At 68.4% G+C, this 25,802-nt stretch carries 20 protein-coding genes and 2 tRNA genes; 10 read left to right on the top strand and 12 right to left on the bottom strand.

Annotated features, from left to right (window positions below; genetic code table 11):
- Positions 1–44 precede the first annotated feature (44 nt).
- The 4 genes from ACFM35_RS05370 (at position 45) to ACFM35_RS05355 (ending at position 5,983) form a co-directional block, all read left to right on the top strand.
- A complete protein-coding gene (locus tag ACFM35_RS05370; protein ID WP_378839321.1) occupies positions 45–914 on the top strand; it encodes a PAC2 family protein in 870 nt (289 codons plus the stop codon).
- A 121-nt stretch (positions 915–1,035) separates the two neighbouring features.
- Positions 1,036–3,615: a valine--tRNA ligase gene (gene valS / locus ACFM35_RS05365; RefSeq protein WP_378839318.1), complete on the top strand. Its 2,580-nt coding sequence runs from the start codon at positions 1,036–1,038 to the stop codon at positions 3,613–3,615.
- A 1-nt stretch (position 3,616) separates the two neighbouring features.
- Positions 3,617–3,865 (top strand): hypothetical protein, encoded by a 249-nt coding sequence (locus tag ACFM35_RS05360; protein ID WP_378839316.1) that lies wholly within the window; start codon positions 3,617–3,619, stop codon positions 3,863–3,865.
- Positions 3,866–3,925: 60 nt separating this feature from the next.
- Positions 3,926–5,983 carry a M3 family metallopeptidase gene (locus ACFM35_RS05355; protein WP_378839313.1) on the top strand — a complete coding sequence of 686 codons (2,058 nt, stop codon included), beginning with the start codon at positions 3,926–3,928 and terminating at the stop codon, positions 5,981–5,983.
- A 55-nt stretch (positions 5,984–6,038) separates the two neighbouring features.
- Here ACFM35_RS05355 and clpX read toward each other — a convergent pair whose 3' ends face one another.
- The 5 genes from clpX to ACFM35_RS05330 form a co-directional block, all read right to left on the bottom strand.
- The gene (gene clpX / locus ACFM35_RS05350; protein ID WP_378839310.1) at positions 6,039–7,310 is read right to left on the bottom strand and encodes an ATP-dependent Clp protease ATP-binding subunit ClpX; all 1,272 of its coding nucleotides are present in this window, start codon (positions 7,308–7,310) and stop codon (positions 6,039–6,041) included.
- A 200-nt stretch (positions 7,311–7,510) separates the two neighbouring features.
- Positions 7,511–8,176 carry an ATP-dependent Clp protease proteolytic subunit gene (locus ACFM35_RS05345; protein ID WP_378839308.1) on the bottom strand — a complete coding sequence of 222 codons (666 nt, stop codon included), beginning with the start codon at positions 8,174–8,176 and terminating at the stop codon, positions 7,511–7,513.
- 24 nt (positions 8,177–8,200) lie between these two features.
- Positions 8,201–8,803, bottom strand: coding sequence for an ATP-dependent Clp protease proteolytic subunit (locus ACFM35_RS05340; protein ID WP_378839494.1), 603 nt, complete (start codon positions 8,801–8,803; stop codon positions 8,201–8,203).
- Positions 8,804–9,041: 238 nt separating this feature from the next.
- Positions 9,042–10,562 carry a trigger factor gene (gene tig / locus ACFM35_RS05335; RefSeq protein ID WP_378839304.1) on the bottom strand — a complete coding sequence of 507 codons (1,521 nt, stop codon included), beginning with the start codon at positions 10,560–10,562 and terminating at the stop codon, positions 9,042–9,044.
- A gap of 73 nt (positions 10,563–10,635) precedes the next feature.
- Positions 10,636–10,709 (bottom strand) — tRNA-Pro (locus ACFM35_RS05330).
- A gap of 242 nt (positions 10,710–10,951) precedes the next feature.
- Between ACFM35_RS05330 and ACFM35_RS05325 the strand changes: the two genes are divergently transcribed.
- Positions 10,952–11,025: transfer RNA gene (locus tag ACFM35_RS05325), tRNA-Gly, on the top strand.
- A gap of 66 nt (positions 11,026–11,091) precedes the next feature.
- Here the strand turns inward: ACFM35_RS05325 and ACFM35_RS05320 are convergent.
- Positions 11,092–11,628 carry a gamma carbonic anhydrase family protein gene (locus ACFM35_RS05320; RefSeq protein WP_378839302.1) on the bottom strand — a complete coding sequence of 179 codons (537 nt, stop codon included), beginning with the start codon at positions 11,626–11,628 and terminating at the stop codon, positions 11,092–11,094.
- Between the two features lie 38 nt (positions 11,629–11,666).
- A complete protein-coding gene (locus ACFM35_RS05315) occupies positions 11,667–13,811 on the bottom strand; it encodes an acyltransferase family protein (protein WP_378839300.1) in 2,145 nt (714 codons plus the stop codon).
- A 162-nt stretch (positions 13,812–13,973) separates the two neighbouring features.
- Here ACFM35_RS05315 and ACFM35_RS05310 point away from each other — a divergent pair, with 162 nt between their 5' ends.
- Positions 13,974–14,459: a Dps family protein gene (locus tag ACFM35_RS05310; RefSeq protein WP_378839297.1), complete on the top strand. Its 486-nt coding sequence runs from the start codon at positions 13,974–13,976 to the stop codon at positions 14,457–14,459.
- Between the two features lie 65 nt (positions 14,460–14,524).
- Here ACFM35_RS05310 and ACFM35_RS05305 read toward each other — a convergent pair whose 3' ends face one another.
- From ACFM35_RS05305 to ACFM35_RS05285, 5 genes are all read right to left on the bottom strand, one after another.
- Positions 14,525–15,997, bottom strand: coding sequence for an amidohydrolase (locus tag ACFM35_RS05305; RefSeq protein WP_378839294.1), 1,473 nt, complete (start codon positions 15,995–15,997; stop codon positions 14,525–14,527).
- 23 nt (positions 15,998–16,020) lie between these two features.
- Complete coding sequence (locus ACFM35_RS05300) at positions 16,021–16,662, bottom strand: FMN-binding negative transcriptional regulator (protein ID WP_378839292.1); 642 nt, start codon at positions 16,660–16,662, stop codon at positions 16,021–16,023.
- A 38-nt stretch (positions 16,663–16,700) separates the two neighbouring features.
- On the bottom strand, positions 16,701–17,708 hold the full coding sequence (locus tag ACFM35_RS05295) for an Fpg/Nei family DNA glycosylase (protein WP_378839289.1): 1,008 nt from the start codon (positions 17,706–17,708) through the stop codon (positions 16,701–16,703).
- Complete coding sequence (locus ACFM35_RS05290; protein WP_378839287.1) at positions 17,708–18,250, bottom strand: ribose-5-phosphate isomerase; 543 nt, start codon at positions 18,248–18,250, stop codon at positions 17,708–17,710. Before ACFM35_RS05290 ends, ACFM35_RS05295 begins: the two co-directional genes overlap by 1 nt.
- Before the next feature lie 65 nt (positions 18,251–18,315).
- Complete coding sequence (locus ACFM35_RS05285; RefSeq protein ID WP_378839284.1) at positions 18,316–19,548, bottom strand: ferrochelatase; 1,233 nt, start codon at positions 19,546–19,548, stop codon at positions 18,316–18,318.
- 212 nt (positions 19,549–19,760) lie between these two features.
- Here ACFM35_RS05285 and pepN point away from each other — a divergent pair, with 212 nt between their 5' ends.
- From pepN to ACFM35_RS05265, 4 genes are all read left to right on the top strand, one after another.
- The gene (gene pepN / locus ACFM35_RS05280) at positions 19,761–22,304 is read left to right on the top strand and encodes an aminopeptidase N (RefSeq protein WP_378839282.1); all 2,544 of its coding nucleotides are present in this window, start codon (positions 19,761–19,763) and stop codon (positions 22,302–22,304) included.
- A gap of 74 nt (positions 22,305–22,378) precedes the next feature.
- Positions 22,379–23,605: a mechanosensitive ion channel family protein gene (locus ACFM35_RS05275; protein WP_378839279.1), complete on the top strand. Its 1,227-nt coding sequence runs from the start codon at positions 22,379–22,381 to the stop codon at positions 23,603–23,605.
- A complete protein-coding gene (locus ACFM35_RS05270; RefSeq protein ID WP_378839276.1) occupies positions 23,602–24,078 on the top strand; it encodes a globin in 477 nt (158 codons plus the stop codon). Before ACFM35_RS05275 ends, ACFM35_RS05270 begins: the two co-directional genes overlap by 4 nt.
- The gene (locus ACFM35_RS05265) at positions 24,075–25,742 is read left to right on the top strand and encodes an FAD-binding dehydrogenase (protein WP_378839274.1); all 1,668 of its coding nucleotides are present in this window, start codon (positions 24,075–24,077) and stop codon (positions 25,740–25,742) included. The genes ACFM35_RS05270 and ACFM35_RS05265 overlap by 4 nt, the downstream gene beginning before the upstream one ends.
- Positions 25,743–25,802: the final 60 nt, after the last annotated feature.

The raw sequence follows: 25,802 nt of genomic DNA, 5'->3' as shown, positions 1-25,802 counted from the left end.
CCGTGCGCCTATCCTGGATGAACTCCCCCAGCAGAGGAGGTCGCGTGGACGGACTGGGTCGTAGGGTGATCGTCGCGGCGTTCGACGGCTGGAACGACGCCGGAGAAGCCGCATCCTCCGCGGTGACGCTGCTTCGCGAAGAGGGCGCTTACGAGCCGGTCTTCTCGGTCGATCCCGAGCTCTACTTCGACTACCAGTACACGCGGCCGCATCTCGAGACCGACGGCGACGGCAAGCGTCAGCTGCGCTGGCCGGAGGCGACGCTCTACCGTCCGCGGCGAGCGACCCGTGGCACGCAGCTGTGGTTGCTCACCGGTGTCGAGCCGGCGCGCGCGTGGCAGGCCTTCGCAGGCGAGTTCATGGACGTCGCCCTGCGCGAGGACGTCACGGGTTTCGTCGCCCTCGGTTCGATGATGTCCGACGTACCCCACACGAGGCCGATCTCGGTCTTCGCGGGCAGCGACAACGAGCAGCTGCGCCTGTCGCTCGAGGTGGAGCGCAGCACGTACGAAGGTCCGGTCGGCATCCTCAGCGTCCTGGGTCAGGCCGCCGATCTCGCAGGCATCCCCGCAGCGAGCCTGTGGGCGAGCGTCCCGCACTACGTCGCGGGACATACCCCGTCGCCCAAGGCCTCCCTCGCACTGCTGGATCGTCTCGAGGACATCACGGGGGCCAAGGTCCCGCGTGCCGACCTGGCGACGGCCTCGGCGGCGTGGGAGGCCTCGATCGACGCCGCGGCAGCAGACGACGAGGAGATGACGGAGTACATCCGCCAGCTCGAGAAGACCCGCGACACGTGGGACTCCCCTGAGGCTTCCGGCGATGCCATCGCCCAGGAGTTCGAGCGCTATCTGCGACGCGGGGACGGCGGCGGAGGCCCGACCAAGCCGGGCCGCGACGAACCCCGTCGATAGCAGCATCCCGGCTCCGTCCCCGGATCCGCAGGAGGCCGACGTGCCCGGGCGGCTAGGATTGACGGGCATCCACACTCAGGCACGCTCACACAGTGCCGCACATATCGCACGAGGAGACCCCATGTCGAACGCGCACATTCCCGACAAGCCCGCTCTCGAGGGTCTCGAGGAGAAGTGGGATGCCGCGTGGAAAGCGCAGGGCACGTACCTGTTCGATCGGCGTCTAGCCGCCGAGCGGGGCAGAGCGGGAGTCTTCTCGGTCGACACTCCCCCGCCCACGGCCTCGGGCAGCCTGCACATCGGGCACGTGTTCTCCTTCACGCACACCGACCTCAAGGTGCGGTTCGAGCGGATGCGCGGCAAGTCCGTCTTCTACCCCATGGGGTGGGACGACAACGGTCTCCCCACCGAGCGCCGCGTGCAGAACTACTACGGCGTGCGCTGCGACCCGTCGCTGCCATACCAGAGCGGGTTCACGCCGCCGTTCGAGGGCGGCGACAACAAGTCGAGCCGCGCCGCCGACCAGGTTCCCATCAGCCGCCGCAACTTCATCGAGCTCTGCGAACGCCTCACCGTGGAGGACGAGCAGCAGTTCGAGTCGTTGTTCCGGCAGCTCGGTCTGAGCGTCGACTGGACGCAGACCTACCGCACGATCTCCGATGACACCATCCGCACGAGCCAGCTCGCGTTCCTCCGCAATCTCGAGCGCGGGGAGGCGTACCAAGCGCTGGCCCCGACGCTGTGGGACATCGACTTCCGGTCCGCGATCGCCCAGGCGGAACTCGAGGATCGCGACCAGCCCGCCGCTTACCATCGGGTCGCCTTCCACAAGACCGACGGCACCGGCGACGTGCACATCGAGACGACGCGTCCCGAACTGCTGCCCGCCTGCGTCGCGCTCGTCGCGCACCCCGACGACGAGCGCTATCAGCCGCTCTTCGGAACGACCGTGCGCACCCCCCTCTTCGACGTCGAAGTACCCGTGTTGGCGCATCCCCTCGCGCAGAAGGACAAGGGTTCGGGCATCGCCATGATCTGCACCTTCGGCGACGTGACGGACATCATCTGGTGGCGAGAGCTCGACCTTCCGAACCGCACCATCCTCGGCAAGGACGGCCGCCTGCTCCCGGACGCCCCCGACGTGATCACTACGGAGGACGCGCGCGCGGCGTACGCCGAACTCGCGGGCAAGACGGTCTTCAGCGCCAAGAAGACCATCGTGGACCTGCTGCGCGCATCGGGTGACCTGATCGGTGAGCCGAAGCCGTTCACGCACGCCGTGAAGTTCTTCGAGAAGGGCGACCGGCCGCTCGAGATCGTCTCGACCCGGCAGTGGTATCTGCGCAACGGCGCGCGCGACGCGGATCTGCGCGAGAAGCTGATCGCCTTCGGGCAGGGCATGGGCTGGCATCCCGACTTCATGCGCGTCCGCTACGAGAACTGGACCAACGGGCTGACCGGCGACTGGCTGGTCTCGCGCCAGCGCTTCTTCGGGGTGCCCATTCCCGTGTGGTACGGCCTCGACGACAACGGCGACCGCGATTTCGCGCGCGTGATCGTCCCCGACCTCGGTCAACTTCCGGTGGACCCCACGGTGGACGCCCCGGCCGGTTACGACGAGTCGCAGCGCGGTCAGGCGGGTGGATTCGAGGGCGAACAGGACATCTTCGACACGTGGGCGACGTCGTCGCTCACCCCGCAGCTCGCGGGCGGCTGGGAGCGGGACGACGAGCTGTGGCAGCTGGTCGCGCCGTTCGATCTGCGCCCCCAGGGCCAGGACATCATCCGGACGTGGCTCTTCTCCACGATGCTGCGCAGCGTGCTCGAAGACGGTCGGTCTCCGTGGACGGATGCGGCGATTTCGGGCTTCATCGTCGACCCCGACCGCAAGAAGATGTCGAAGTCGAAGGGGAACGTGGTCACCCCCGCCGACATCCTCGATCAGCACGGCACCGACGCGGTGCGGTACTGGGCGGCCTCCAGCCGCCTGGGCTCTGACGCGGCCTTCGATCCGCAGAACCCGACCCAGGTGAAGATCGGCCGTCGCCTCGCGATCAAGGTGCTGAACGCCGCGAAGTTCGTGCTGTCCTTCCCGGTCCCCGACGGCGCGCAGGTGACGCACGCCCTCGACGCGTCGATGCTCGCGACGCTCGACGTCGTCGTGCGCGAGGCGACGCGCGCCTACGAGGCCTACGATCACGCGCGTGCGCTCGAGCTGACCGAGTCGTTCTTCTGGACGTTCTGCGACGACTATCTCGAGCTCGTGAAGGAGCGTGCGTACGATCAGTCCGACGTCGGCCAGGCGTCCGCGGCGCTCGCGCTCCGACTCGCGTTGTCGACCCTCTTGAGGCTCTTCGCCCCCGTTCTCGCGTTCGCGACCGAGGAATCATGGTCGTGGTTCGAGCACGGCTCCGTGCACGTGGCGCCGTGGCCCGAGCCTCTCGGCTTCGCGGGCGATCCGGCCGTCCTCGCCGCCGCGAGCGAAGCTCTCGTCAGCATCCGTCGCGCCAAGACCGAGGCGAAGGCCTCGCAGAAGACCCCCGTCACCCGGGTGACGATCTCCGCGCCCGCCGCGGCGATCGCCATCCTGCAGCTGACCGAAGGCGATCTGAAGGCCGTGGGACGCATCAGCGAGATCATCTACGCAGAGGCGGAGTCGACGTCGGTGACCGATATCGTCCTCGCCGCCCCGGAGGTGTGAGATGCGACTGGGCACACGGTGGACGGCCGGAGACGAACCCCCGGCTGCGGTTCCGGCCCCGCTGCGCGCGCAGATCCTGGCGGTGGAGGCAGCGAGTCCGCCGGATGCCCTCGGGCAGGCCGCACCTCGTTGGACCCTGACGTTCCTGGAGGGCCGCCCGGTGGCGGAGTCCGAGACCGGCGTCATCGTCACGCTCGACGCCGACGGAAATGCCGTGGTGCGACACGATCACGACGACGGGTTCGCCTGACACCGTGAGCCTCGCGGGCTGGCGGCGGAGAGGCCCGGACTCGGCGCTTACGCTGGCATCATGACGGATGCCGCTTCCAATCCACTTCTTTCCCCCAGCACTCTCCCCTATGGGCTCCCGCCCTACGACCTGATCCGGCCCGAGCACTACCTTCCGGCATTCGAGCAGGCATTCGCCGAGCACCGTGCGGAGGTCACCCGCATCACCGTCGCCCGCTCGATGCCGACCTTCGAGAACACCATGGTCCCTCTCGAGGCGAGCGGGGATCTGCTCGGCAGAGTGGCCCGCACCTTCTACACGGTGTCGTCGGCCGATGCCACCGAGCAGATCCAGGAGATCGAGGAGGCGCTCGCACCGCTCATGTCGGCGCACCACGATGCGATACAGCTCGACAGTCAGCTCTACTGGCGCATCAAGACGCTGCACGATCAATTGCCCACCCTCGACCTCGACCCCGAGCAGACGTACCTCGTCGAACGGCACTACCGCGAGATGTCGCACGGCGGCGCAGGGCTCGACGACGGGGCGAAGGCGCACCTGACCGACCTCAACCAGCGGCTGTCGACGCTCACCACCACGTTCGAGAAGAACCTGCTCGCCGACACCAACGACCTCGCCGTGGTGTTCGACGATGCGTCCGACCTCGACGGACTGACGGCGGGCGAGTTGTCCTCGACCGCGCAGGCCGCGACCGACCGGGGGCTCGACGGCAAGCACGTCGTGACGCTGACCCTGTTCACGGGACACCCCTATCTCGCGAGCCTTAAGGATCGTACGAGTCGCCGGCGCATCCTCGACGCCTCCCGTGCTCGCGGCTCGCGGGCGGGTGCCCATGACAATCGCCCCGTTCTGCGCGAGATCGTGAGACTGCGTGCCGAGCGCGCCGCCCTTCTCGGGTACGACTCGCACGCGGCATACGTCACCGCTGATCAGACCGCGGGATCACCGGAGGCCGTCCACGAGCTGCTGCGCAGGCTGGCCGTCCCTGCCGCGCGCAACGCCGCCCGGGAGCAGGCCGCCCTGCAGGACATCATCGACGCCGAGTCCGATCCGTTCCCGCTCGAAGCGCACGACTGGGCGTACTACACCGAGAAGGTGCGCGCGGCCCGCTACGATCTCGACACCGCGGCCCTGCGGCCCTGGTTCGAGGCGGAGCGGGTGCTGCAGGAGGGTGTCTTCTACGCCGCCACGGCGCTGTACGGCGTCACCTTCACGGAACGGCACGATCTGAGCGGGTATCACCCCGACACGCGTGTGTTCGAGATCCACAACGCCGACGGATCGGCGCTCGGCCTCTTCGTACTCGACCTGTACACCCGCGACACGAAGCGCGGCGGTGCCTGGATGAACTCCATCGTGTCGCAGTCGCGCGTGCGCGGGACCGCCCCGATCGTGGTCAACAACCTGAACGTCTCGAAGCCCGCCGCGGGCATGCCGACGCTCCTGACCCTCGATCAGGTCACCACACTGTTCCACGAGTTCGGTCACGCCCTGCACGGACTCTTCGCCGAGGTGACCTACCCGCATTTCGCGGGGACGGCAGTCTTCCGCGATTTCGTCGAGTTCCCCAGTCAGGTCAACGAGATGTGGATCTACTGGCCGGAGGTCCTCTCCCACTACGCCAGGAACGTCGAGACCGGGGAGCCGCTGCCGGCCGACGTCCTGGAGAAACTCAAGGCGGCCGAGGTCTTCAATCAGGGCTTCGCCACCAGCGAATACCTCGCGGCGTCGTGGCTCGACCAGGCATGGCACTCACTCAGCGCGGACGAGGCCGCCGCCGACACCGATGTCGCCGAGTTCGAGGCATCCGCTCTCCGCGATATCGGACTCGACAATCCGGTCGTGCCGACCAGATACTCATCGACCTATTTCGCGCACGTGTTCTCCGGCGGCTACAGCGCCGGCTACTACTCCTACATCTGGAGCGAGGTGCTCGACGCCGACACCGTGGAGTGGTTCGAGGAGAACGGCGGATTGACGCGGGAGAACGGCGACCGCTTCCGCGCGCGACTGCTGGGAGTCGGCGGGTCGAAGGATCCACTGGCGGCCTACCGCGACTTCCGCGGCCGGGACGCCGACATCCGCCCGCTCTTGGAGCGCCGGGGGCTCACCGACTGACGTCGGTACGGGCCCCGGCCAGACCGGAACGCCTGGCCGCTCGGCGCGGGAGCGGTCAGGCGCTCTTGAGCTTCTCGCCGCGCAGGATGATCGTGGGCGTGGCGCCCTTCTCCACTGCCTCGCGGGTGATGATCACGCGCTCGATGTCTTCCGCCGACGGGATGTCGAACATGATCGGCCCCAGAACGTCTTCGAGGATCGCCCGCAGGCCCCGAGCGCCGGTCTTGCGGAGCACGGCGAGATCGGCGATGGCGCGCAACGCGTCTTCCTCGAATTCGAGCTGCACGTCGTCGAGCTCGAACATGCGCTGGTACTGCTTGACCAGCGCATTGCGGGGCGCCGTGAGGATCTCCATCAGCGCATCCTGATCGAGATGAGAGACGGAGGCGACGACCGGCAGCCGACCGATGAACTCGGGGATGAGTCCGAACTTGTGCAGGTCTTCGGGCAGGACGTCCATGAAGAGGTTCATGTCTTCGTCCTTGTCGTGCAGCGGGGCGCCGAAGCCGACGCCGTGCTTGCCGACACGTGCCGAGATGATCTCTTCGAGACCCGCGAAAGCGCCCGCCACGATGAACAGCACGTTCGTCGTGTCGATCTGGATGAACTCCTGGTGCGGGTGCTTGCGTCCCCCCTGTGGCGGGACCGAGGCGACCGTTCCCTCGAGGATCTTCAGCAGCGCCTGCTGCACACCCTCACCCGATACGTCACGGGTGATGGAGGGGTTCTCCGCCTTGCGGGCGATCTTGTCGACCTCGTCGATGTAGATGATGCCGGTCTCGGCACGCTTCGTGTCGAAGTCCGCGGCCTGCAGCAGCTTGAGGAGGATGTTCTCGACGTCTTCTCCGACGTAACCCGCCTCGGTGAGTGCAGTGGCGTCGGCGACGGCGAACGGCACGTTGAGCCGCTTCGCGAGCGTCTGCGCGAGGTAGGTCTTCCCGCAGCCCGTGGGGCCGAGGAGCAGGATGTTGCTCTTGGCGATGTCGACGTCGTCGGCGCGCTGCTCGGCGGTCTGGAGGGTGCCGTGCGCGCGGACGCGCTTGTAGTGGTTGTAGACCGCGACCGACAGGGCGCGCTTCGCGTCGACCTGGCCGACGACGTATTCCTCGAGGAAGGAGAAGATCTCGCGGGGCTTGGGCAGATCGAAATCGGAGACGACGCCGGTCGTGGACTCCGCCATGCGCTCTTCGATGATCTCGTTGCACAGCTCGACGCACTCGTCGCAGATGTACACGCCGGGACCGGCGATCAGCTGCTGTACCTGCTTCTGGCTCTTCCCGCAGAACGAGCACTTGAACAGATCGGCACTTTCACCGATGCGAGCCATCAGGCTCCTCCTCGTCGCCGCGGGGTGTCCCCCTGGTGTGTCCTTCGAGCCTAGCCGCTGGCATCGACAACGGGTGGATTGCGGCGGGCGTTGTGAACGGGGGTGTCACCGCACGGACGGGAGTCCGACCGTGTGCCCCGGAACGACGGATGCCTCGCCCGTCGAGCGACGAGGGGCGAGGCATCCGGTGCGTCGTGCGTCTAGCTCGTCAGGGCGGCGGGCGTGCGCTTGCGCGTCGTCAGCACCTGGTCGACCATGCCGTACGCGAGGGCCTCGTGCGCCGACAGGATCTTGTCGCGGTCGATGTCCTTGTTGACCTTCGCGACATCCTGACCCGTGTGGCGGGCCATGGTCTCTTCGAGCCACGTGCGCATCCGGAGGATCTCCGCAGCCTGGATCTCGATGTCGGAGGCCTGGCCGTGTCCGGCCTCGCCGACCGCGGGCTGGTGGATGAGGATGCGCGCGTTCGGCAGCGCGAGGCGCTTGCCGGGTGCACCCGCGGCGAGGAGCACGGATGCCGCTGACGCCGCCTGTCCGAGCACGACCGTCGAGATCTGCGGCGCGATGTACTGCATCGTGTCGTAGATCGCGGTCATGGCCGTGAAGGAGCCACCGGGCGAGTTGATGTACATGATGATGTCGCGCTCGGGGTCCTGCGACTCGAGGACGAGCAGCTGGGCCATCACGTCATCCGCTGATGCGTCGTCGACCTGGACGCCGAGGAAGATCACACGATCTTCGAACAGCTTGTTGTAAGGGTCCTGGCGCTTGTAGCCGTAGGCCGTGCGCTCTTCGAACTGCGGAAGGATGTAGCGGCTGCCGGGCATCTGCAGCCCCTGCGGGTTTCCGAAGGTGGGGGTGTTCATGCGTTCTCTCTCTTTCGCCTTCGGTCAGTCCGCGGTCACGCCGACGACATCGGTTCCGCCGCCGCCGACGACCTCGGTGAGGTGGGCGCGGATGTGGTCGACGAAGCCGTAGTCCAACGCCTCTTCGGCGGTGAACCAGCGGTCGCGGTCGCCGTCTTCGTTGATCTGCTCGACGGGCTTGCCCGTCTGCGCTGCGGTGATCTCGGCGAGGCGGTTCTTCATCGAGATGATGAGCTGCGCCTGCGTCTGGATGTCGCTGGATGTGCCGCCGAACCCGCCGTGCGGCTGGTGCAGGAGCACGCGGGCGTTGGGCGTGATGTAGCGCTTGCCCTTCGTGCCGCTGGTCAGCAGCAGCTGACCCATCGAGGCGGCCATGCCGATGCCGACGGTGACGATGTCGTTCGGGACGAACTGCATCGTGTCGTAGATCGCCATGCCGGCGGTGATCGAGCCACCGGGCGAGTTGATGTAGAGGAAGATGTCCTTCTCTGCGTCTTCGGCGGCGAGGAGGAGGATCTTCGCGCAGATCTCGTTCGCGTTCTCGTCCCGCACCTCCGATCCCAACCAGATGATGCGGTCTCTCAGTAGCCGGTCAAAGACACTTGTCGCGACCAGGGGTTCGGCCATCATTGCTCCGTTCGTTGTACGTCTGAGACGAATCTACCGGCGGGTTTCCGCGCCGCTCCCCGTGTTCGCCGTCGGCATAGCCGTGTCGCTGTCGCGCCGTTCCCGCGTGCGGCCCGTGACCGATCGCGCACGCTGCGGAAGGCGTACGACCCGTCCTCCCTGCACTGCCTCGTACCGGGCCTGCGAACGCGAAGGGGGTGGGATGCCGCAGCATCCCACCCCCTTCGCCGCACAAGATCTACTCGGACTCGGCAGCCTTCTTCGCCGCGGGCTTCTTGGCGGCGGCCTTCTTGGCCGGCGCCTTCTTCGCGGCGGGCTCTTCGGCAGCAGCGGGAGCGGCGGCCTTCTTGGCGGGCGCCTTCTTCCCGGCGGGCGGGGCCGCGGGAGCTTCCTCGGCCTCGATGATCGCGTCGGCGTCGGAGGCGGCATCTGCGATGTCCTGCGCCTCGTCGACGACCTCCTCCTCGGCCTCGTCCTCGTCGTCGGTCGCGACGAATCCGGTCAGGTCGACCGTCTTGCCGTTGGTGTCGACGACGGTGACTTTGCCGAGTGCGACGGCGAGCGCCTTGTTGCGCGCGACCTCACCGACGAGCGCCGGGAGCTGTCCGTTCTGCTGGATCGTCTCCACGAACTCCTGGGGGGCCATACCGTACTGCGCGGCCGACTGGATGAGGTACTGGGTCAGCTCGTCCTGCGAGACCTGGACGTTCGACTTCTCTGCGATCGCGTCCAGCAGCATCTGCGTGCGGAACTGCTTCTCGCTCGCCTCGGTCACCTCGGCGCGGTGCACGTCGTCTTCGAGGCGGCCTTCGCCCTCGAGGTGCTGGTGCACCTCGTCCTCGACGAGCTGGGGAGGAACCGGAATGTCGACCTGGGCGAGGAGCTCCTCGACGAGCTTGTCGCGGGCAGCGGAGCCCTGGGTGAAGACGGACTGCTGTCCGACCCGCTCCTTCAGGCTCTCGCGGAGCTCGGCGATCGTGTCGAACTCGCTGGCGATCTGCGCGAAGTCGTCGTCGCTCTCGGGCAGCTCGCGCTCCTTGACAGCGGTCACGGAGACGGCGACCTCAGCCTCCTCGCCGGCGTGGTCGCCGCCGACGAGCGTGGAGCGGAACGTGGTGTCCTCGCCCGCCGTGAGGGATTCGATCGCCTCGTCGATGCCGACGAGCAGCTCACCGGAACCGACCTCGTACGACACGCCCTGCGCGCGGTCGATCTCGGTGCCGTCGATCGTGGCGACCAGATCGAGCTCGACGAAGTCGCCGGTGGTGGCCGGCCGGTCGACGGTGACCAGCGTGCCGAAGCGCGCGCGGAGGCGGTCGAGCTCTTCGTCGATCGCCGCGTCGTCGGTCTCGACGGCGTCGACGGTGATCGTGGTGCCCTCGAAGTCGGGCAGGTCGAACTCGGGGCGGACGTCGACCTCGACCTCGACGAGCAGGTCACCGGAGAAGTCCTTGTCGGACGGCCATTCGACGACGTCGGCGCTGGGGCGGCCGAGCGCGCGGACACCGAGATCCTGGACGGCTGCGCGGTAGAACGTGTCGAGGCCCTCGCTGACGGCGTGCTCGAGGACCGCGAGGCGGCCGACGCGCTGGTCGATGATCGGCGCGGGCACCTTGCCCTTGCGGAAGCCGGGAATCTGCACATCCTGCGCGATGTGCTCGTACGCGTGCGCGATGCTCGGCTTGAGCTCGTCGGGCGTGACCGTGATGTGCAGCTTGACCCGGGTGGGGGTGAGCTTCTCGACGGTGCTGTTCACCATGGTGTTCGTTCTCCTCTGTGTTCCGCGCATGCGCGCGGCGGCTGAAGGGCGGGGGTTCGTCGGGGCCGGATTGTCGGGGCGACAGGATTTGAACCTGCGACCTCCCGCTCCCAAAGCGGGCGCTCTACCAAGCTGAGCTACGCCCCGGGAGGTCACGCGCACACGCGGACACGAAACGACCCCGAGAAGTCTAGCCGACCTGGGTGTGCGGCATCCGCTCCCCTGTTGTCGCGTGCGTTCGAGGATGGTCGCCGATTCCGTTAGGATTGCGGATGCCACGGCCTATGAGCTGCGGCGATGACATGCGGGAACGCATGCTAACCGAATACGGAAAACCCCGGCCCGACGTCTGAACCTCCTATCGGAAGACCAGATCAGGCCGGAAATCCGGGGCTGTAGCTTAGTGGTAAAGCCTCTGTCTTCCAAACAGATGATGCGAGTTCGATTCTCGTCAGCCCCTCCATATGTCCGCGGATCCGCGGACTCCGCGTGCCCCTCTTCAGCCCGAACCGAACCGGCCCGGGCCGCCTCAGAGCGACGCGGCGGCTTCGTGGGTGCCCGTGTGCGCGCGGTAGATCTGTGCGTTGCGGACGATCCCGGCCTTCTCATCGTCGGTGAGGCTGCGGCGCACCTTCGCCGGGACGCCGGCCACGAGCGAACCCGGAGGAATGACGGACCCCTCCAGGACGACCGCTCCCCCGGCGACGAGACTGCCCGTGCCGATGACCGCTCCCGACAGGACGACGCTGCCCATGCCGATGAGGCATCCGTCCTCGATCGTGCAGCCGTGGACGACGGCGTTGTGGCCCACGGAGACGTCGCGCCCGATCGTGACCGGGTGTCCGCGGTCGACGTGCACCGAGACGTTGTCCTGGATGTTGCTCCCCGCGCCGAGGGTGATGGCATCGCTGTCCGCGCGGAGGACGGCGTTGTACCAGATGCTGCCACCCTCCTCAAGGGTGACGGCACCGATCACCCGTGCCCCGGCGGCCACGAAGGCGTCGGGATGCAGTGACGGCACGAGCCCGGCGACGGACAGGACGGAGGCACCTTCGGCGATGGTCATGACCTCACCCTACGGCGACCGTTCCAGGCCTCCCCGCGTCAGGGAACCCCGGCCGCGAGGGCTGCCGTGATCGCCGCGGTGTACTGGGGGGCCAAGGTGTCGGCGAACGTCACCGTCAAGTGATCCTGATCGCGGTACAGGTTGGCGCCCCCCACGACGGGGAAGCACGCGGAGTCGTCGCAGAAGACATCGGTGAAGTCGAGGAGGGTGACGCCGGGGATGCCGGCGGCGGCGTCCCGCAGCGGATCGTCCTCGACGAGCATCTCGGTGCGCGCACCGACGCAGGACGCCTCTGCGCGGGTGCGCAGGCACTTGTTGGGGTCGGTCTCCCACACGGGGTTGTCGACGACGGTGATGACCGGGATCCCCCGATCCAGCACTTCGCTCCACGCGCCGCGGTATCCGGCGACAGCGGCGTCGTGCGAGGAATCGAACCCGGCCGAGGAGTACGGGGTGGAGGCGATCGCCGCGGTGAAGACGGCATCGATGTCCGCGTCGCGGAGCGCCGCGGTGACGCCGTTCCGCCACGTCGTGCACGCGTCGCCGAATGCGCCGGGCGTCGACAGGGGCGTCGTGCTCCATGCGCACGCGCCTTTGAAGAAGGTGACCAGGTGCCAGCCGTTCTCCTCCGCCATGCGCTCGAAGGTCGACAGCAGCTGGAAGGCGTGACTGTCGCCGATCAGCGCGATGCGCGGAGCATCCGGATCATCCGAGCCGAAGTCGCACGAGACGGGTCGCGAGTCGTTGAGCTGCACGAAGCACCGCTCGTCAGCGGGCCGATCGACCCCCGCGAAGCCCGGCGCGGGCAGGATCGTCCCGCCGAAGTCGGTGCCGGCGCAGCCCGCCTCGAGCACGCTCGCCGCACCGAAGCAGTCGGGCGGATCCTGCCGCAGCTGCGCGAGGGACTGCACGCCGTCGCGATAGGCGGGAGCATTGACGGCCCATGCGGCGCCCGCCGTGCCCGCCACCAGCACCATCGCGGCAAGGGACGCCCACAGGGTCACCGCCGCCCGACGCGTGACCAGCACCTTCCAGTGGCGGGCCGGATCCTCGACGAAGCGCTTGGTCAACCAGGCGAGCACGAAGCAGATCGCCAGCAGGGCGACGCGGTGGTAGATCGTCAGCCCCCAGAAGGGCACCGACGGCGCGATGATGATCAGCGGCCAGTGCCAGAGGTAGAGCGAGTACGAGATGTCGCCCGTGAACTGCGCCGGACGGATCGCCAGGATGCGCGTCGGCTGCCACCATCCCGAGGTGTTCGAGGCGGCGATGATCGCGGCGGCGCCCAGAGCGGGCAACGTCGCCGCGTAGCCCGGGAACGGCGTCTGGCCGTCGAAGCGGAACGCGGTGTACAGCAGCGCGAGGACGCCTGCCCACCCGAGGACGAAGCTGCCCACGGCGTGGCGGACCCGCAGCCTGGGCACCAGTGCGACCAGCGCGCCCAGACCGAATTCCCACATGCGGCCGAACGTGACGAAGTAGGCCGGCGCCGGGTTGGTGAGGGTGAACGCGACGCAGAAGATGAAGGATGCTGCGGTCACGACGCCGATCGCAACGAGGACGGCGCGTCTGCGCGACGCCCGGAAGGACTTCACGCCGACCCATGCCGCCAGGAGCATGATGAGCGGCCACATCACGTAGAACTGCTCTTCGAGCGACAGCGACCAGTAATGCTGCACGGTCGTGGGGTCGCCGGAGTGGTTCAGGTAGTCGGCCGAACTGAGGGCCAGCGACCAGTTCTCCACATAGAACGTCGAGGCGATGATCTCGCGCACCTCGTTCGGCAGAGCCGACGTGGGCATCAGGTAGGGCGACATCACCGCGAGCGCGCAGAACAGCAGCACCAGGAGCGACGCCGGCAGCAGCCGTCGGGCGCGCCGCGCCCAGAACTGTCCCAGACGCACGGTGCCCGTGGTGGCGATCTCGCGCATCAGGTGCGCGGTGATGAGGAAGCCGGAGATGACGAAGAAGATGTCGACACCCACGTATCCGCCCGGCAGTCGCGCCGGCCAGAAGTGATAGAGCACCACGAAGAGCACGGCGATCGCGCGCAGACCCTGCACGTGCGGGAGGAAGCGCGAGGGCTCCGCGTGCTCGGGCGAGCGGTCGAGAGGCTCGCGGTGCACGGTCGTCGCCGGCCGGCCGAGGTCCTGAGGGCCGAGGTCATGGTCTGCGGATGGCACGCTTCGACGCTAGTCGCACGGTTGCCGCAACCGTGGATTTCTGCCCGCTCGCGCGCAGATTAGCCGAGCCTCAGCTTGCTTGTGGAATGTTCCCGGCTGAGTAGCGTTGCCCTCGACGTCGCACGTGACGGGTGCGCGTGACAGAAGCCAGGAGGCGCCATCATGACCGAAATCCAGCACATCTCCCAGACCGCCAGCAGCGCGGACGCGGTGACCTCGACAGCGCAGTTCCTCACGCCCGTCGTGATCGGCCTGCAGGCTCTCACGATCAACGGCAAGCAGGCTCACTGGCACGTGCGCGGCGCGAACTTCATCGGCGTCCATGAGCTGCTCGATACGCTCGTCGCCCACGCCGGCGCGTGGGCCGACCTCGCTGCGGAGCGCATCGTGGCCCTCGGGCTGCCGATCGACGCGAGGCTGTCGACCATCGCCACGAAGGCGACGCCCACGGAGGTGCCGGCCGGATTCACGAAGTCCGACGCGATCGTCCGGGACATCATCGTCGACATCGACGCCGTGCTGCTCGATGTGCAGACGGCCATCGACGGGCTCGACGAGTTCGATCTGTCGAGTCAGGACATCGCCATCGAGATCAAGCGCGGGCTCGAGAAGGACCGCTGGTTCTTCTTCGCGCACATCGCCGAATAGACCTCGCGAACACACGATGAAGCCCCCGGAACGGATGTTCCGGGGGGTTCATCGTGTGTGCCCTGTCACCGCAGATGCGTGAGGCGGCCGCCGAGCAGCGTGGCGAGGACGGGCATGCCGCGCATCGCGACCTCGTCGGCGAGGACCGGGTCGTCCCCGCAGAGCACGAGGTCGGCGGGTGCGCCGGGCTCGATCGCGGCGCGCGTCGCCGATCCGCCGTACATGGACGCCGCCAGCGCGGTCGACACATCGACCTCCTGCTCGGGATGCCACGCCTGACGAGCGCCGCGCGTGCGGAACACCGCCGCGGCGATGCCCGCCCACGGGTCGAGGGGCGAGACGGGCGCATCGGACCCGAAATGCAGGTCGGCTCCGGCATCGGCGAGAGCTCGCAGCGGGAACGGGAGCGCCGTCTGAGCGGCCCAGATCGTGTCGGTGAGGTCGCGGTCATCCACCGCGTGCTCGGGCTGCACGCTCGCGGCGACCCCCAGGCGCGCGAACCGCGGGATATCGGCGTGCGCCACGAGCTGGGCGTGCTCGATCGTCCCCCAGGCTCCGGTCCGCGCGAACGCGTCGAGCGCGTGGCTGTTGGCGACATCCCCGATGGCGTGCACAGCGCACGAGAGCCCGGCCGCGGTGGCCGTGGTCATCAGTTCGACCAGGCGCTCGGGTGAGACGGTCAGCAGACCGTGGTTGAGCGGGTCGCCGGGATAGGAGTGCGAGCAGGCGGCCGTGCGCGTTCCCAGGGAACCGTCGGTGATCACTTTGAGCGGACCGACGCGGACGAGGTCGGTCGTCGCGCCCCGCACACGGTCGCCCGACCGCAGACCCTCGGCGACGGCGCGCTCGAGGTGTTCCGGGTAGATGCCGAACTCGACACGCTGCGAGTCGAATCCCCCGGCGAGCCGTCTTGCCCAAGAGCCTTCGTTCCAGGCCATGTCGAAGTCGATCAGTCCGACGACACCACGGGCGGCGGCATCCTGTGTCATCCGGCGCACGTGATCGTCGCCGTGCTGCTGGTCGACGTCATTGAGGCGCCGTGAGATCTCGAAGGCGGACTCCTCGCGCAGGACGCCGGTGGTGTCCGGGTGGTGACCCTCCCTCCTCAGCGCCGCGCTGTTGAGCCACACGCTGTGGACGTCCGCGTTGATGAGGTAGGTCGGCACCTCTCCCGTGGCCGCGTCGAGGATCTCGAGCGTGGGAGAGTCCGGCCAGAGGGCATCGCGGAATCCGGTGCCGATGCGTCGGCCGTCGGCGAGCGCGGGCGCTGCGGCCATGATCTGTGCCGCATGCGCGGCGGAGCGCGCCACCCCGACGTCCTCGCGCTCGGCGACCAACGCCCACTGCATCACGTGCACGTGGTGATCCCACAGGCCCGGTATCAGCCACGCGCCGCCGGCCTCGAGCACCTCGCCGCGCGCAGTGAGGTTGCCCCTCGGCGCCAGGTCGGCGACCCGACCGTTCGCGATGATCACGTCGACCGGCTCGTCTGCGAGCACGGAGGTCAGCCCGCGGGGAATGCGGGCGTTCCGGATCATCCCGACGTGTTCACCGACGCCCGTCACGGACGGGCCGCCCGCATCGCGGCGTGCGCCCGGGCCATCTCGGCGGCGAGTTCCGGGCTCGCGTACGGTCCAGCGCCGTCGAGCTCGGAGATGACGGTGTCGACGACCTCGGCGGACTTGTTCTGACTGAGCTTGCGCTTGGCGACCACCGTCGTCGGTGTCAGGCGGAAACCCACCGTTCCCCGCTCGAGCCGCTCGATGAACGGCGCGTCGTTCGGCCGTTCCCACATCGCTCGCGGCTGCGGCAGCCTGCTTTCGAAATGGTCGACGAGGCGGTCGAGGACGACCAGGTTCTCTTCCGGGGTCAGCAGCTCGGGGACTCCGCTCAGGTGCAGGGAGACGAAGTTCCACGTCGGAACGGACGCGACGTCCCCGTACCATCCGGGTGAGATGTAGCCGTGCGGGCCCTGCACGACCACCAGGAGCTCGCGGTCTCCGAGGCCGTGGAGCTGATCATCCGGTTTGCCGACGTGACCGACGATGGTGAGGTCGTCGCGAGAGTCGTCCAGGAGGACCGCGTAGTGGGAGGCGACGAGTCCGGCGTCGGTGGCGCTCACCAGGGTCACCCAGGGGTGCCGCTCGATGAGCCGTCGCAGTTCGGCGACGTCCGTCATGGCGAAGGAGGGGTTCTGGCGCATCCTCTCAGCCTAGAAGCTCGGATCCGGCAGCCGATGGATCAGGCCTGGCAGGACGGGCACCAATACAGCTTCCGTCCTGCCATCTCCTCCATGAGGATCTCCGTGCCGCACACGCGACAGGGCAGGCCGGCGCGGTGGTACACCCAGTGACGGTCGTCTCGGCGGGCCATCGCACGGCGGTAGGCGGCGGGATCGAGGTCGTCCATCGTCATCATCTGGCCGGTCTCGACGCCGATGGCGAGGAGGCGCACCCAGTCCCGCCACATCTCGCGCACGATCTCGTCGGGGACCTGCTTGCCCGGGGTGTGCGGGTTGAGTCGCGCACGGAACAGGATCTCGGCGCGGTACACGTTGCCGATTCCGCTCACCACGGACTGATCCATGAGCAGCTGACCGATCGACGTGGGCTTGCGTCGCACGACGGCGGTGAAGCGCTCCTCCCCCTCCGCGACGTCATCCACCAGGGGATCCGGACCGAGTTTGGCGATGGATGCCAGCACCTCGTCCGGCGTCTGGATCTGGCAGGCGGTGGGGCCGCGCAGATCGGCGCACGTCGAACTCGTGAGCAGTCGCAGGCGCACCTGGCCGACCACCGGCGGCGGCCACTCCGCGTCGACCTCGGGCAGCCCTCGCGTCTGTTCCGACATGCGCACGGTGACCCGCGTGCGGCGCGGCGCACCGATCGACGACAGCGAGTTCTCGCCCGCCGCGTCCATGATGGCGTCGTCCGGAGCGCCGAGGTCGGTCCCGCGCTGGTTCGTCTGGCCCATGCGGCCGTTCGACGAGGCGATCGTGGGGTCGACGACGATCTCGCCGGAGAAGTCCCACGCCCCGTACATGCCCAGATGCACCCGCAGCCAGAGGTCGTTGTCGAACTCGAGGAACATCTGCTTGCCCACCGCCTGAACGGAAGTGGCGAACCGCCCGTCGATGAGGCGCGCGCCTTCGACGAACCGACCCTGCGGACTGGACGCCGCAACCGCGTGACCGACGACGTTGCGCTCGAACTGACGCGCTATCCGGTGGACGGAATGGCCTTCCGGCATCAGCCTGCCTCGGGGTCCATGGCGTCGGCGCTCTCGCCGCCGAGGGGAGCGCTGGGCACCGCGCGCGGATCGGGCTGCAGACTGCCGTCGGCCTCGAAGGCCGCGATCTGCCCGATGCGCCGGATGTGCCTCTCCTCGTCGGAGAACGGCGTCGCGATGAAGCGGTCGATGAAGGAGGATGCCTCGGCGAACGTGTGCTGGCGGGCGCCGATGGCGATCACGTTCGCGTCGTTGTGCTCTCGGGCGAGTTCTGCGGTGGCGATGTTCCAGACGAGCGCCGCGCGGACGCCGCGCACCTTGTTCGCCGCAATCTGCTCGCCGTTGCCGGAGCCGCCGAACACGACTCCGAGCGCCTCGATCCCGGCCTCCTGGTCGCGCACGGTCGCCTGAGCGGCGCGGATGCAGAACGCCGGGTAGTCGTCCAACGGCTCGTAGTCGAGCGGCCCATGGTCGATGACCTCATGACCGGCCTCGGCGAGATGATGCTGGAGCTGGGTCGAGAACTCGAGGCCGGCGTGGTCGGTCGCGATGTGGATACGCATGGCAGCGATTCTTTCAGGTCGACGGGCGGTCGCGTCAGCGCCGGGCCGCTTCCGGACATCCGACGTCAGGGCGCGACGCCGGCCGCGGCCGGCTTGAACCCCGCGCGGATGTTCTCGCAGCACCCCGGACGACAGACGTCGAACCACGGCCCGAGGGAGGTGAGATGCGGCCGTTCCTCGGTCGGTGTACCGAGCAGACGCTCCTCGACCAGGTCGACCAGGCCCGACACGTACGCGGGATCGACGCCTGGGGTCTGCGTGCGCACGGCGCGCAGGCCGACCTCGGCCGCAGCGTCAATCGCCTCCGTGTCGAGGTCCCACAGCACTTCCATGTGGTCGCTGACGAATCCGAGCGGAACGATGACGACCGCCTCCACACCGACTGCGGGGAGGTCGCGGATGACGTCGCAGACGTCAGGTTCGAGCCACGGCTGCGTCGGCGGACCGGAGCGGGACTGGAAGACCAGTGCCCAGTCGATGTCGGACGCGCCGGGGACCGCTGCGGCGACCTCGGTCATGATGACCTCGGCGACCGCGCGGTGCTGAGCGGCGTACGCGCCGCCGTCGCCGAAGTCCCGGTATTCGGGGTCGCCCTCACGCGGGCCGGATCGCTCGGCGTCGACGGACGGGATGCTGTGCGTGGAGAACAGCACCCGGACCGTCGCGGGTGCCAGGCCCTCGGCCAGGAATCCGGCGACCGCGTCGCGCACGCCGTCGATGAACGGCCCGACGAAGCCCGGGTGATCGAAGAACTGACGGACCTTGTCGATCGTGACGGTGTCGCCGAGGCCGGTCTCGGTCAGCACGCGGTAGTAGTCCTCGCGGTACTGACGGCAGCTCGAGAATGAGCTGTAGGCGCTGGTCGCGATCGCGATGAGACGAGTACGGCCGGATGCCGCGGCATCCGACACCGCCTCGTCGAGGTACGGCGCCCAGTTGCGATTGCCCCAGAACACCGGCAGATCGATCCGACGGCGTTCCAGCTCCGCTTCGAGGGCGGCTTTGAGCGCGCGGTTCTGGGCGTTGATGGGGCTCACGCCGCCCACGGCGCGGTAGTGGTGCGCGACCTCTTCGAGGCGCTCGTCGGGGATGCCGCGCCCACGGGTGACATTGCGCAAGAAGGGGATGACATCGTCCTGGCCCTCGGGCCCACCGAACCCCGCGAGGAGGATCGCGTCGTAGGCGATGGGCTCCTCGATGTGCGCACGACCCGAGCGGGCCGCGGGCGACGCGAACGGCACCACCCTCCCGGCCGAGGGGTCGATCGTGCTCTGCTGGTCTTCGCTGCGCTCACCCATGTCCCCATCCTGACATCGCGTGAACGGCGGGCAGGCCGCTTGACAACCGCCCCGCGCCACCTGCTACGACGTCGAACCTCCGCACCCGCCTCCGGCGCGATGGTCGCGCATCCGTTCGACACCGTGATCTCCTGACGTAGGCTGGTCCGGTTGTCGTCGGCGCCAGCAGCGCCAGTCCGCGGCATCCGCCCTTCACCCCCACGGGAGCAGCAGTGCCTGGAGAGAACCTCACCCGCATCGAGGCGCAAGAGCGCCGCACCATCGTCGACACGCACTCCTACGAGGTGAGCCTCGATCTGACAAAGGGCGACACGGTCTTCGCGTCGCGCACCGTCGTGCGCTTCTCGGCCACGGCCGGTGCCGACACGTTCATCGATCTCATCTCGAACAACGTGCGCACGATCACGCTGAACGGCCGCGACATCCCGGTCTGGGCGCACACCGACTCGCGCATCGCGCTGAACGGACTCGAGCAGGAGAACGAGCTCATCGTCGACGCGGACTGCATGTACACCAACACCGGCGAAGGCCTGCACCGGTTCGTCGACCCGGTCGACGGCGAGGTCTACCTCTACTCGCAGTTCGAGGTGCCCGATTCCCGGCGGATGTTCACCGTCTTCGAGCAGCCCGACCTCAAGGCGACGTTCCAGTTCACCGTCACCGCGCCCGCCGAGTGGGCAATCGTCTCGAACTCCCCCACCCCCGAGCCCACGCTCCACGGCGATGGTTCCGCCACCTGGCACTTCGAGCCCACGCCGCGCATCTCCTCCTACATCACGGCCCTCATCGCCGGCCCGTACGAGTCGACGTTCTCCGAGCTGACCAGCGCGTCGGGCCGCGTCATCCCCCTGGGCGTCTACGGACGCAAGAGCCTCTGGAGCTTCCTCGACGCCGACTACATCTTCGACAAGACGCGGGAGGGCTTCGCCTACTACGAGGAGAAGTTCGCCTACCCGTACCCGTTCGCGAAGTACGACCAGCTCTTCGTCCCCGAGTTCAATGCGGGTGCCATGGAGAACGCGGGCGCGGTCACATTCACCGAGTCCTACGTCTTCCGCAGCAAGGTCACCGACGCCGTCAAGGAGCGCCGCGTCGTGACGATCCTGCACGAGCTCGCGCACATGTGGTTCGGCGATCTCGTCACGATGAAGTGGTGGAACGACCTCTGGCTGAACGAGTCGTTCGCCGAGTGGGCCTCGACGATCGCGACGGCCGAGGCGACGGAGTGGACCGAGGCGTGGACGACCTTCAACGCGATGGAGAAGACGTGGGCCTACCGGCAGGATCAGCTGCCCTCCACCCACCCTGTCGTCGCGGAGATCAACGATCTCGAGGACGTGCAGGTCAACTTCGACGGCATCACGTACGCCAAGGGCGGATCCGTCCTGAAGCAGCTCGCGGCATGGGTCGGCATCGAGCAGTTCTTCGCCGGGGTCGCGGCGTACTTCGCCAAGCACGAGTGGGGCAACACCGAGGTCGGCGACCTGCTGGCCGAGCTCGAGACCACGAGTGGGCGCGAACTCGACACGTGGGCCAGGAAGTGGCTCACCACGGCGGGAGTCAACACGCTCACGCCGCTGATCGAGGAGGGCGCGGACGGCGCCATCAGCCGATTCGCGATCGTGCAGACCGCGCCGGCGGACTACCCCACGATCCGCCCGCACCGTCTCGGCGTCGGCTTCTACAGCCTCCGAGGCGACGACCTCGTGCGCGTGCACCACATCGAGATCGACGTCGACGGCGATCGCACCGAGGTCGCGGAGCTCAAGGGTCAGAAGCGGCCCGACCTCGTCCTGCTCAACGACGAAGATCTGGCGTACGCGAAGATCCGCCTCGACGAGCGGTCCCTGCGCACGGCCATCGCCCACCTGCGGGACATCCAGGATCCGCTGGCTCGATCACTCGTGTGGGGAGCGGCGTGGGACCAGACCCGCGATGCCGAATCGTCCGCGACCGACTACATCGACCTGGTGCTGCGCAACATCGGCGACGAGAGCGAATCGACGACCGTGCGCACGACGCTCGCCCAGCTGCAGCTCGCCGCGAACGCGTATGTCGCGCCCGAGAAGCGCGCGGCCAGCCGTCAGCGCGTCGCCGACGCGCTGTGGGAGCTCGCGCAGGCGGCTGAGCCCGGCAGCGACAGTCAGCTGCAGTTCGTGACCTCGTTCGCCACGGCGGCCTCCACACCCGAGCAGTGGGAGCGCGTCCGGCAGGTGCGCGAAGGAGAGGTCGTCTTCACCGACCTCGAGATCGACACCGACCTCTCGTGGCAGCTCCTCGTCTCGCTCGCGGCGGGCGGCGTCGTCTCGGAAGCCGTGGTCGACGCGGCGCTCGCGGAGGACAACACCGCCAAGGGCGGCGAGTTCGCCGCGCAGGCGAAGGCCGCACTCCCGACGGCCGAGGCCAAGCGTGCCGCCTGGGACTCGCTGGTGAAGAGCGACGACCTGCCGAACACGATCGTCCGCTCGGCTGCGTTGGGCTTCACCCACCCCGCGGGCGTGGAGCTGCTGCGCGACTTCGTGGCGCCCTACTTCGAGATGATCCTTCCGATCTGGGAGTCGCGGTCCTACCAGATCGCCCAGTACCTCATCACCGGTCTCTACCCCGCGGCGCTCGCCGATCGTGGCCTGCGCGACGCCACGCGCGCGTGGCTGGCGGCGAACGGACAGGCGACCCCGGCGCTGCGACGCCTGGTCCTGGAGAACCTCGCCGGCGTCGAGCGGGCGCTCGCAGTCCAGGAGCGCGACGCCGAGTAGCGACACGTCGGATCGGATGCCTCGGCCTGCCCTCTCCAGGGTTTGCCGAGGCATCCGTCGTTAGAGTTGAACCGATGATCATCGCTCCTCTGGACACCGCCGAACCCGCCGTCACCACCTTCTGGGCGGAGGTCGGTCAGTGGTGGTTGGCATTCGGCGTCAAGGCGCTCATGGTCGCGGGGATCGTCGTCGGTGCGCTGTTGCTCTCGTGGCTGCTGAAGCTCGTCATCCGCCGGGTCGTGTCGCGGATCGTCAACGGCGCCAAGGGAAAAGCCAACGTCGACGACACGCAGGCGCTGGAGCGCTCGCCGCTCGCATCCGTCCGCCTCGTTCAGCGCACCCGGACCCTCGGTTCGATCCTGCAGAACATCGTCAATGTGACGATCGTCATCATCGCGCTGATCCTGATCGTCAACGCGATCGACTCCGGCATCCTGGGCTCGTTCGCGCTGCTCACGGCCGCCATCGGCGCCGGTCTCGGCTTCGGCGCGCAGAACATCGTCAAAGACGTGCTGAACGGCATCTTCATCGTCGCGGAGGACCAGGTGGGCATCGGCGACGTCGTCGACCTGGGGCTCGCGACGGGCATCGTGGAGTTCGTGAGCGTCCGCGTGACGCACGTCCGCGACGTGAACGGCACGCTCTGGTACGTGCGCAACGGCGAGATCACGCGCATCGGCAACATGTCCCAGGGCTGGGCCCGCGTGATCATCGACCTGGCTGTTCCGTACGACGCGCAGATCGACGAGGTGGAGGACGCGCTTCTGGAGACATCGCGCACGCTGGCGAGGGACCCGAAGTGGCGTACACGCATCATCGACAAGCCGGAGGTGTGGGGCCTGGAGTCCGTCTCGGGTGATGCGCTCGTCATCCGGCTCGTGATGAAGACCAGGTCCAACGCGAAGGACGACGTGGCGCGCGAACTCCGGATGCGCATCAAGCATGCGATGGACGAGCTGGGTCTGCGCCTTCCGGCGTTGAACTCGATCACGCTCACCGGACTGGACGCCGCATCGCGCGTTCGCGGGGCGAACCCGCCCAGGACCCGGCCGAACCCGACGGTGCTCGTGAGCGAGGCCACGCCGAAATGGCGGCCGAAGCGGGGCGCGAAGAAGAGCGCGACGGCGACACCCCCCGCAGATGCGCGCGCACCGGCGTCCGTCTCCTGGGACTCCGTCGAATCCGACGACGAAGCTCCGGCCGCACCGCGGCATCCGCGCGCTCAGAAGCTCCCCCCCGTGTCGGCGGAAAGGGACGCCGACACCGATGCTGACGGCCCCACGGACGGGACGCCGGCATGAGCGAGCACGAACCGATGTCGTTCTACGACGAGATCGGGGGCCATGAGACGTTCGTGCGTCTCGTCGACGTCTTCTACGACGGTGTCGCTTCCGACGCCGTCCTGAAGCCGATGTATCCCGAGGAGGACCTGGGTCCCGCCAAGCAGCGCCTGCTGATGTTCCTCGAGCAGTACTGGGGTGGCCCGACGACCTACAGTCAGGAACGCGGTCATCCCCGACTGCGGATGCGCCACATGCCTTTCCACGTCAATCCCGATGCGCGCGACCGCTGGCTGAGTCATATGCGTGCGGCCGTGGACGCGCTCGACCTGCCTCCCCTGCACGAGGCCACGCTCTGGGATTATCTAAACCGTGCGGCGCACGCGATGGTCAACACCTTCGAACGCTCCCCCAGCGAGCCCGGCGGCATCGGCCCCGCCCCGACAGGACGAGCTGAGGTGCCTCTCACCCCACGGACGAAGGAGTCCTCATGATCACCAGAACCACGCGGTCCAGCGATGTCCTCGTCGTCGGCTGGGGGCTCGCGGGTCTTGTCGCCGCCGCCGAGGCGGTGGCGGCGGGGAAGTCCGTCACGATCGTCGACCAGGAGCCGCGGACCAATCTCGGGGGTCAGGCCTGGTGGTCCTTCGGCGGTCTCTTCTTCGTCGATTCGCCCGAGCAGAGGCGCATGGGCATCTCGGATTCGCTCGGCCTCGCGCGCCAGGACTGGTTCGGCACCGCCGGCTTCGATCGCGAAGAGGACGCATGGCCGCGGCGATGGGCGGAGGCCTACCTGCAGTTCGCCGCCGGTGAGAAGCGCGCGTGGCTCCGATCGCGCGGCGTCGGCTTCTTCCCCGTCGTCGGCTGGGCGGAGCGCGGCGGCTACACCGCCCTGGGGCCCGGCAATTCCGTGCCGCGCTTCCACGTCACATGGGGAACAGGACCGGGCGTCGTCGCACCGTTCCACGCCGCCGTCGTGGAGGCCGAGGCCGCGGGGCGCCTGACGATCCTCCCGCGTCACCGCGTCACCGCCCTGCTCACCCGGGACGGTGCCGTGACCGGTGCCGCCGGGGACATCCTCGCGCCGTCCGGCGCCGCACGCGGGGTCGCGACATCCCGCGAGGTGGTCGGCGGCTTCGACGTCGAGGCGGGAGCGACGATCATCTCCTCAGGCGGCATCGGCGGCAATCACGAACTGGTGCGCAGACACTGGCCGGCCCGGCTGGGGACGCCGCCCGCGACGATGATCGCCGGAGTGCCCGCCTACGTCGACGGGTCCATGCAGCCCGTGGCCGCAGCCGCCGGCGCCCACCTGATCAACGGCGATCGCATGTGGCACTACGTCGAGGGGATCCAGAACTGGGATCCGGTCTGGCCTGGCCACGGCATCCGGATCCTGCCGGGCCCGTCCTCGATCTGGCTCGACGCGACCGGAGCACGATTGCCCGTGCCCCTCTTTCCAGGTTTCGACACATTGGGAACCCTGGCGCATCTGCGGACGACCGGGCACGACCACTCGTGGTTCGTCCTGTCGCAGCGGATCGTCGAGAAGGAGTTCACGCTCTCGGGCAGCGAGCAGAACCCCGACCTGACGGGCAAGGATGTGCCACTGCTGGTGAAGTCGCGCCTCGGCAGAGGGGCGGCCGCACCGGTGCAAGCGTTCCTCGACCGCGGCGACGACTTCGTCGTGCGCGATGATCTCGACGGACTCATCGACGGTATGCGCGCGCTCCCCGGCGGAGATGCGCTCGACGGCGAGCGGGTGCGGCGCGAGGTCGAGGCGCGCGACCGCGAGTTGGACAACGAGTTCACGAAGGACGCGCAAGTCGCGATGCTGCGCTCGGCTCGTTCCTACCGGGGTGACCGGCTTATCCGCACGGCGAGCCCGCACCGCATCCTCGATCCGAGATCCGGACCGCTCATCGCGGTGAAGCTGCACGTTCTCACACGCAAGTCGCTGGGCGGTGTCGAGACCGACCTGGACGCGCGGGCACTCGACGCGGAGGGGGCTGTCGTCCCCGGACTGTACGCGGCCGGCGAAGCCAGCGGCTTCGGCGGCGGTGGCGTTCACGGGTATCGCGCGCTCGAGGGGACGTTCCTGGGCGGATGCCTCTTCTCCGGCCGCATCGCAGGACGCGCCGCCGCGGCATCGGTCTGAGCGCGCGCCAGCCCCCGCGGGATGCATGATCGGAAACCACGGCGACGGGGCCCGGTCGGG

The organism is Microbacterium songi, from assembly GCF_042747925.1.
Lineage (GTDB): Bacteria > Actinomycetota > Actinomycetes > Actinomycetales > Microbacteriaceae > Microbacterium.
This window is presented reverse-complemented; position numbering and strand designations above follow the sequence as displayed.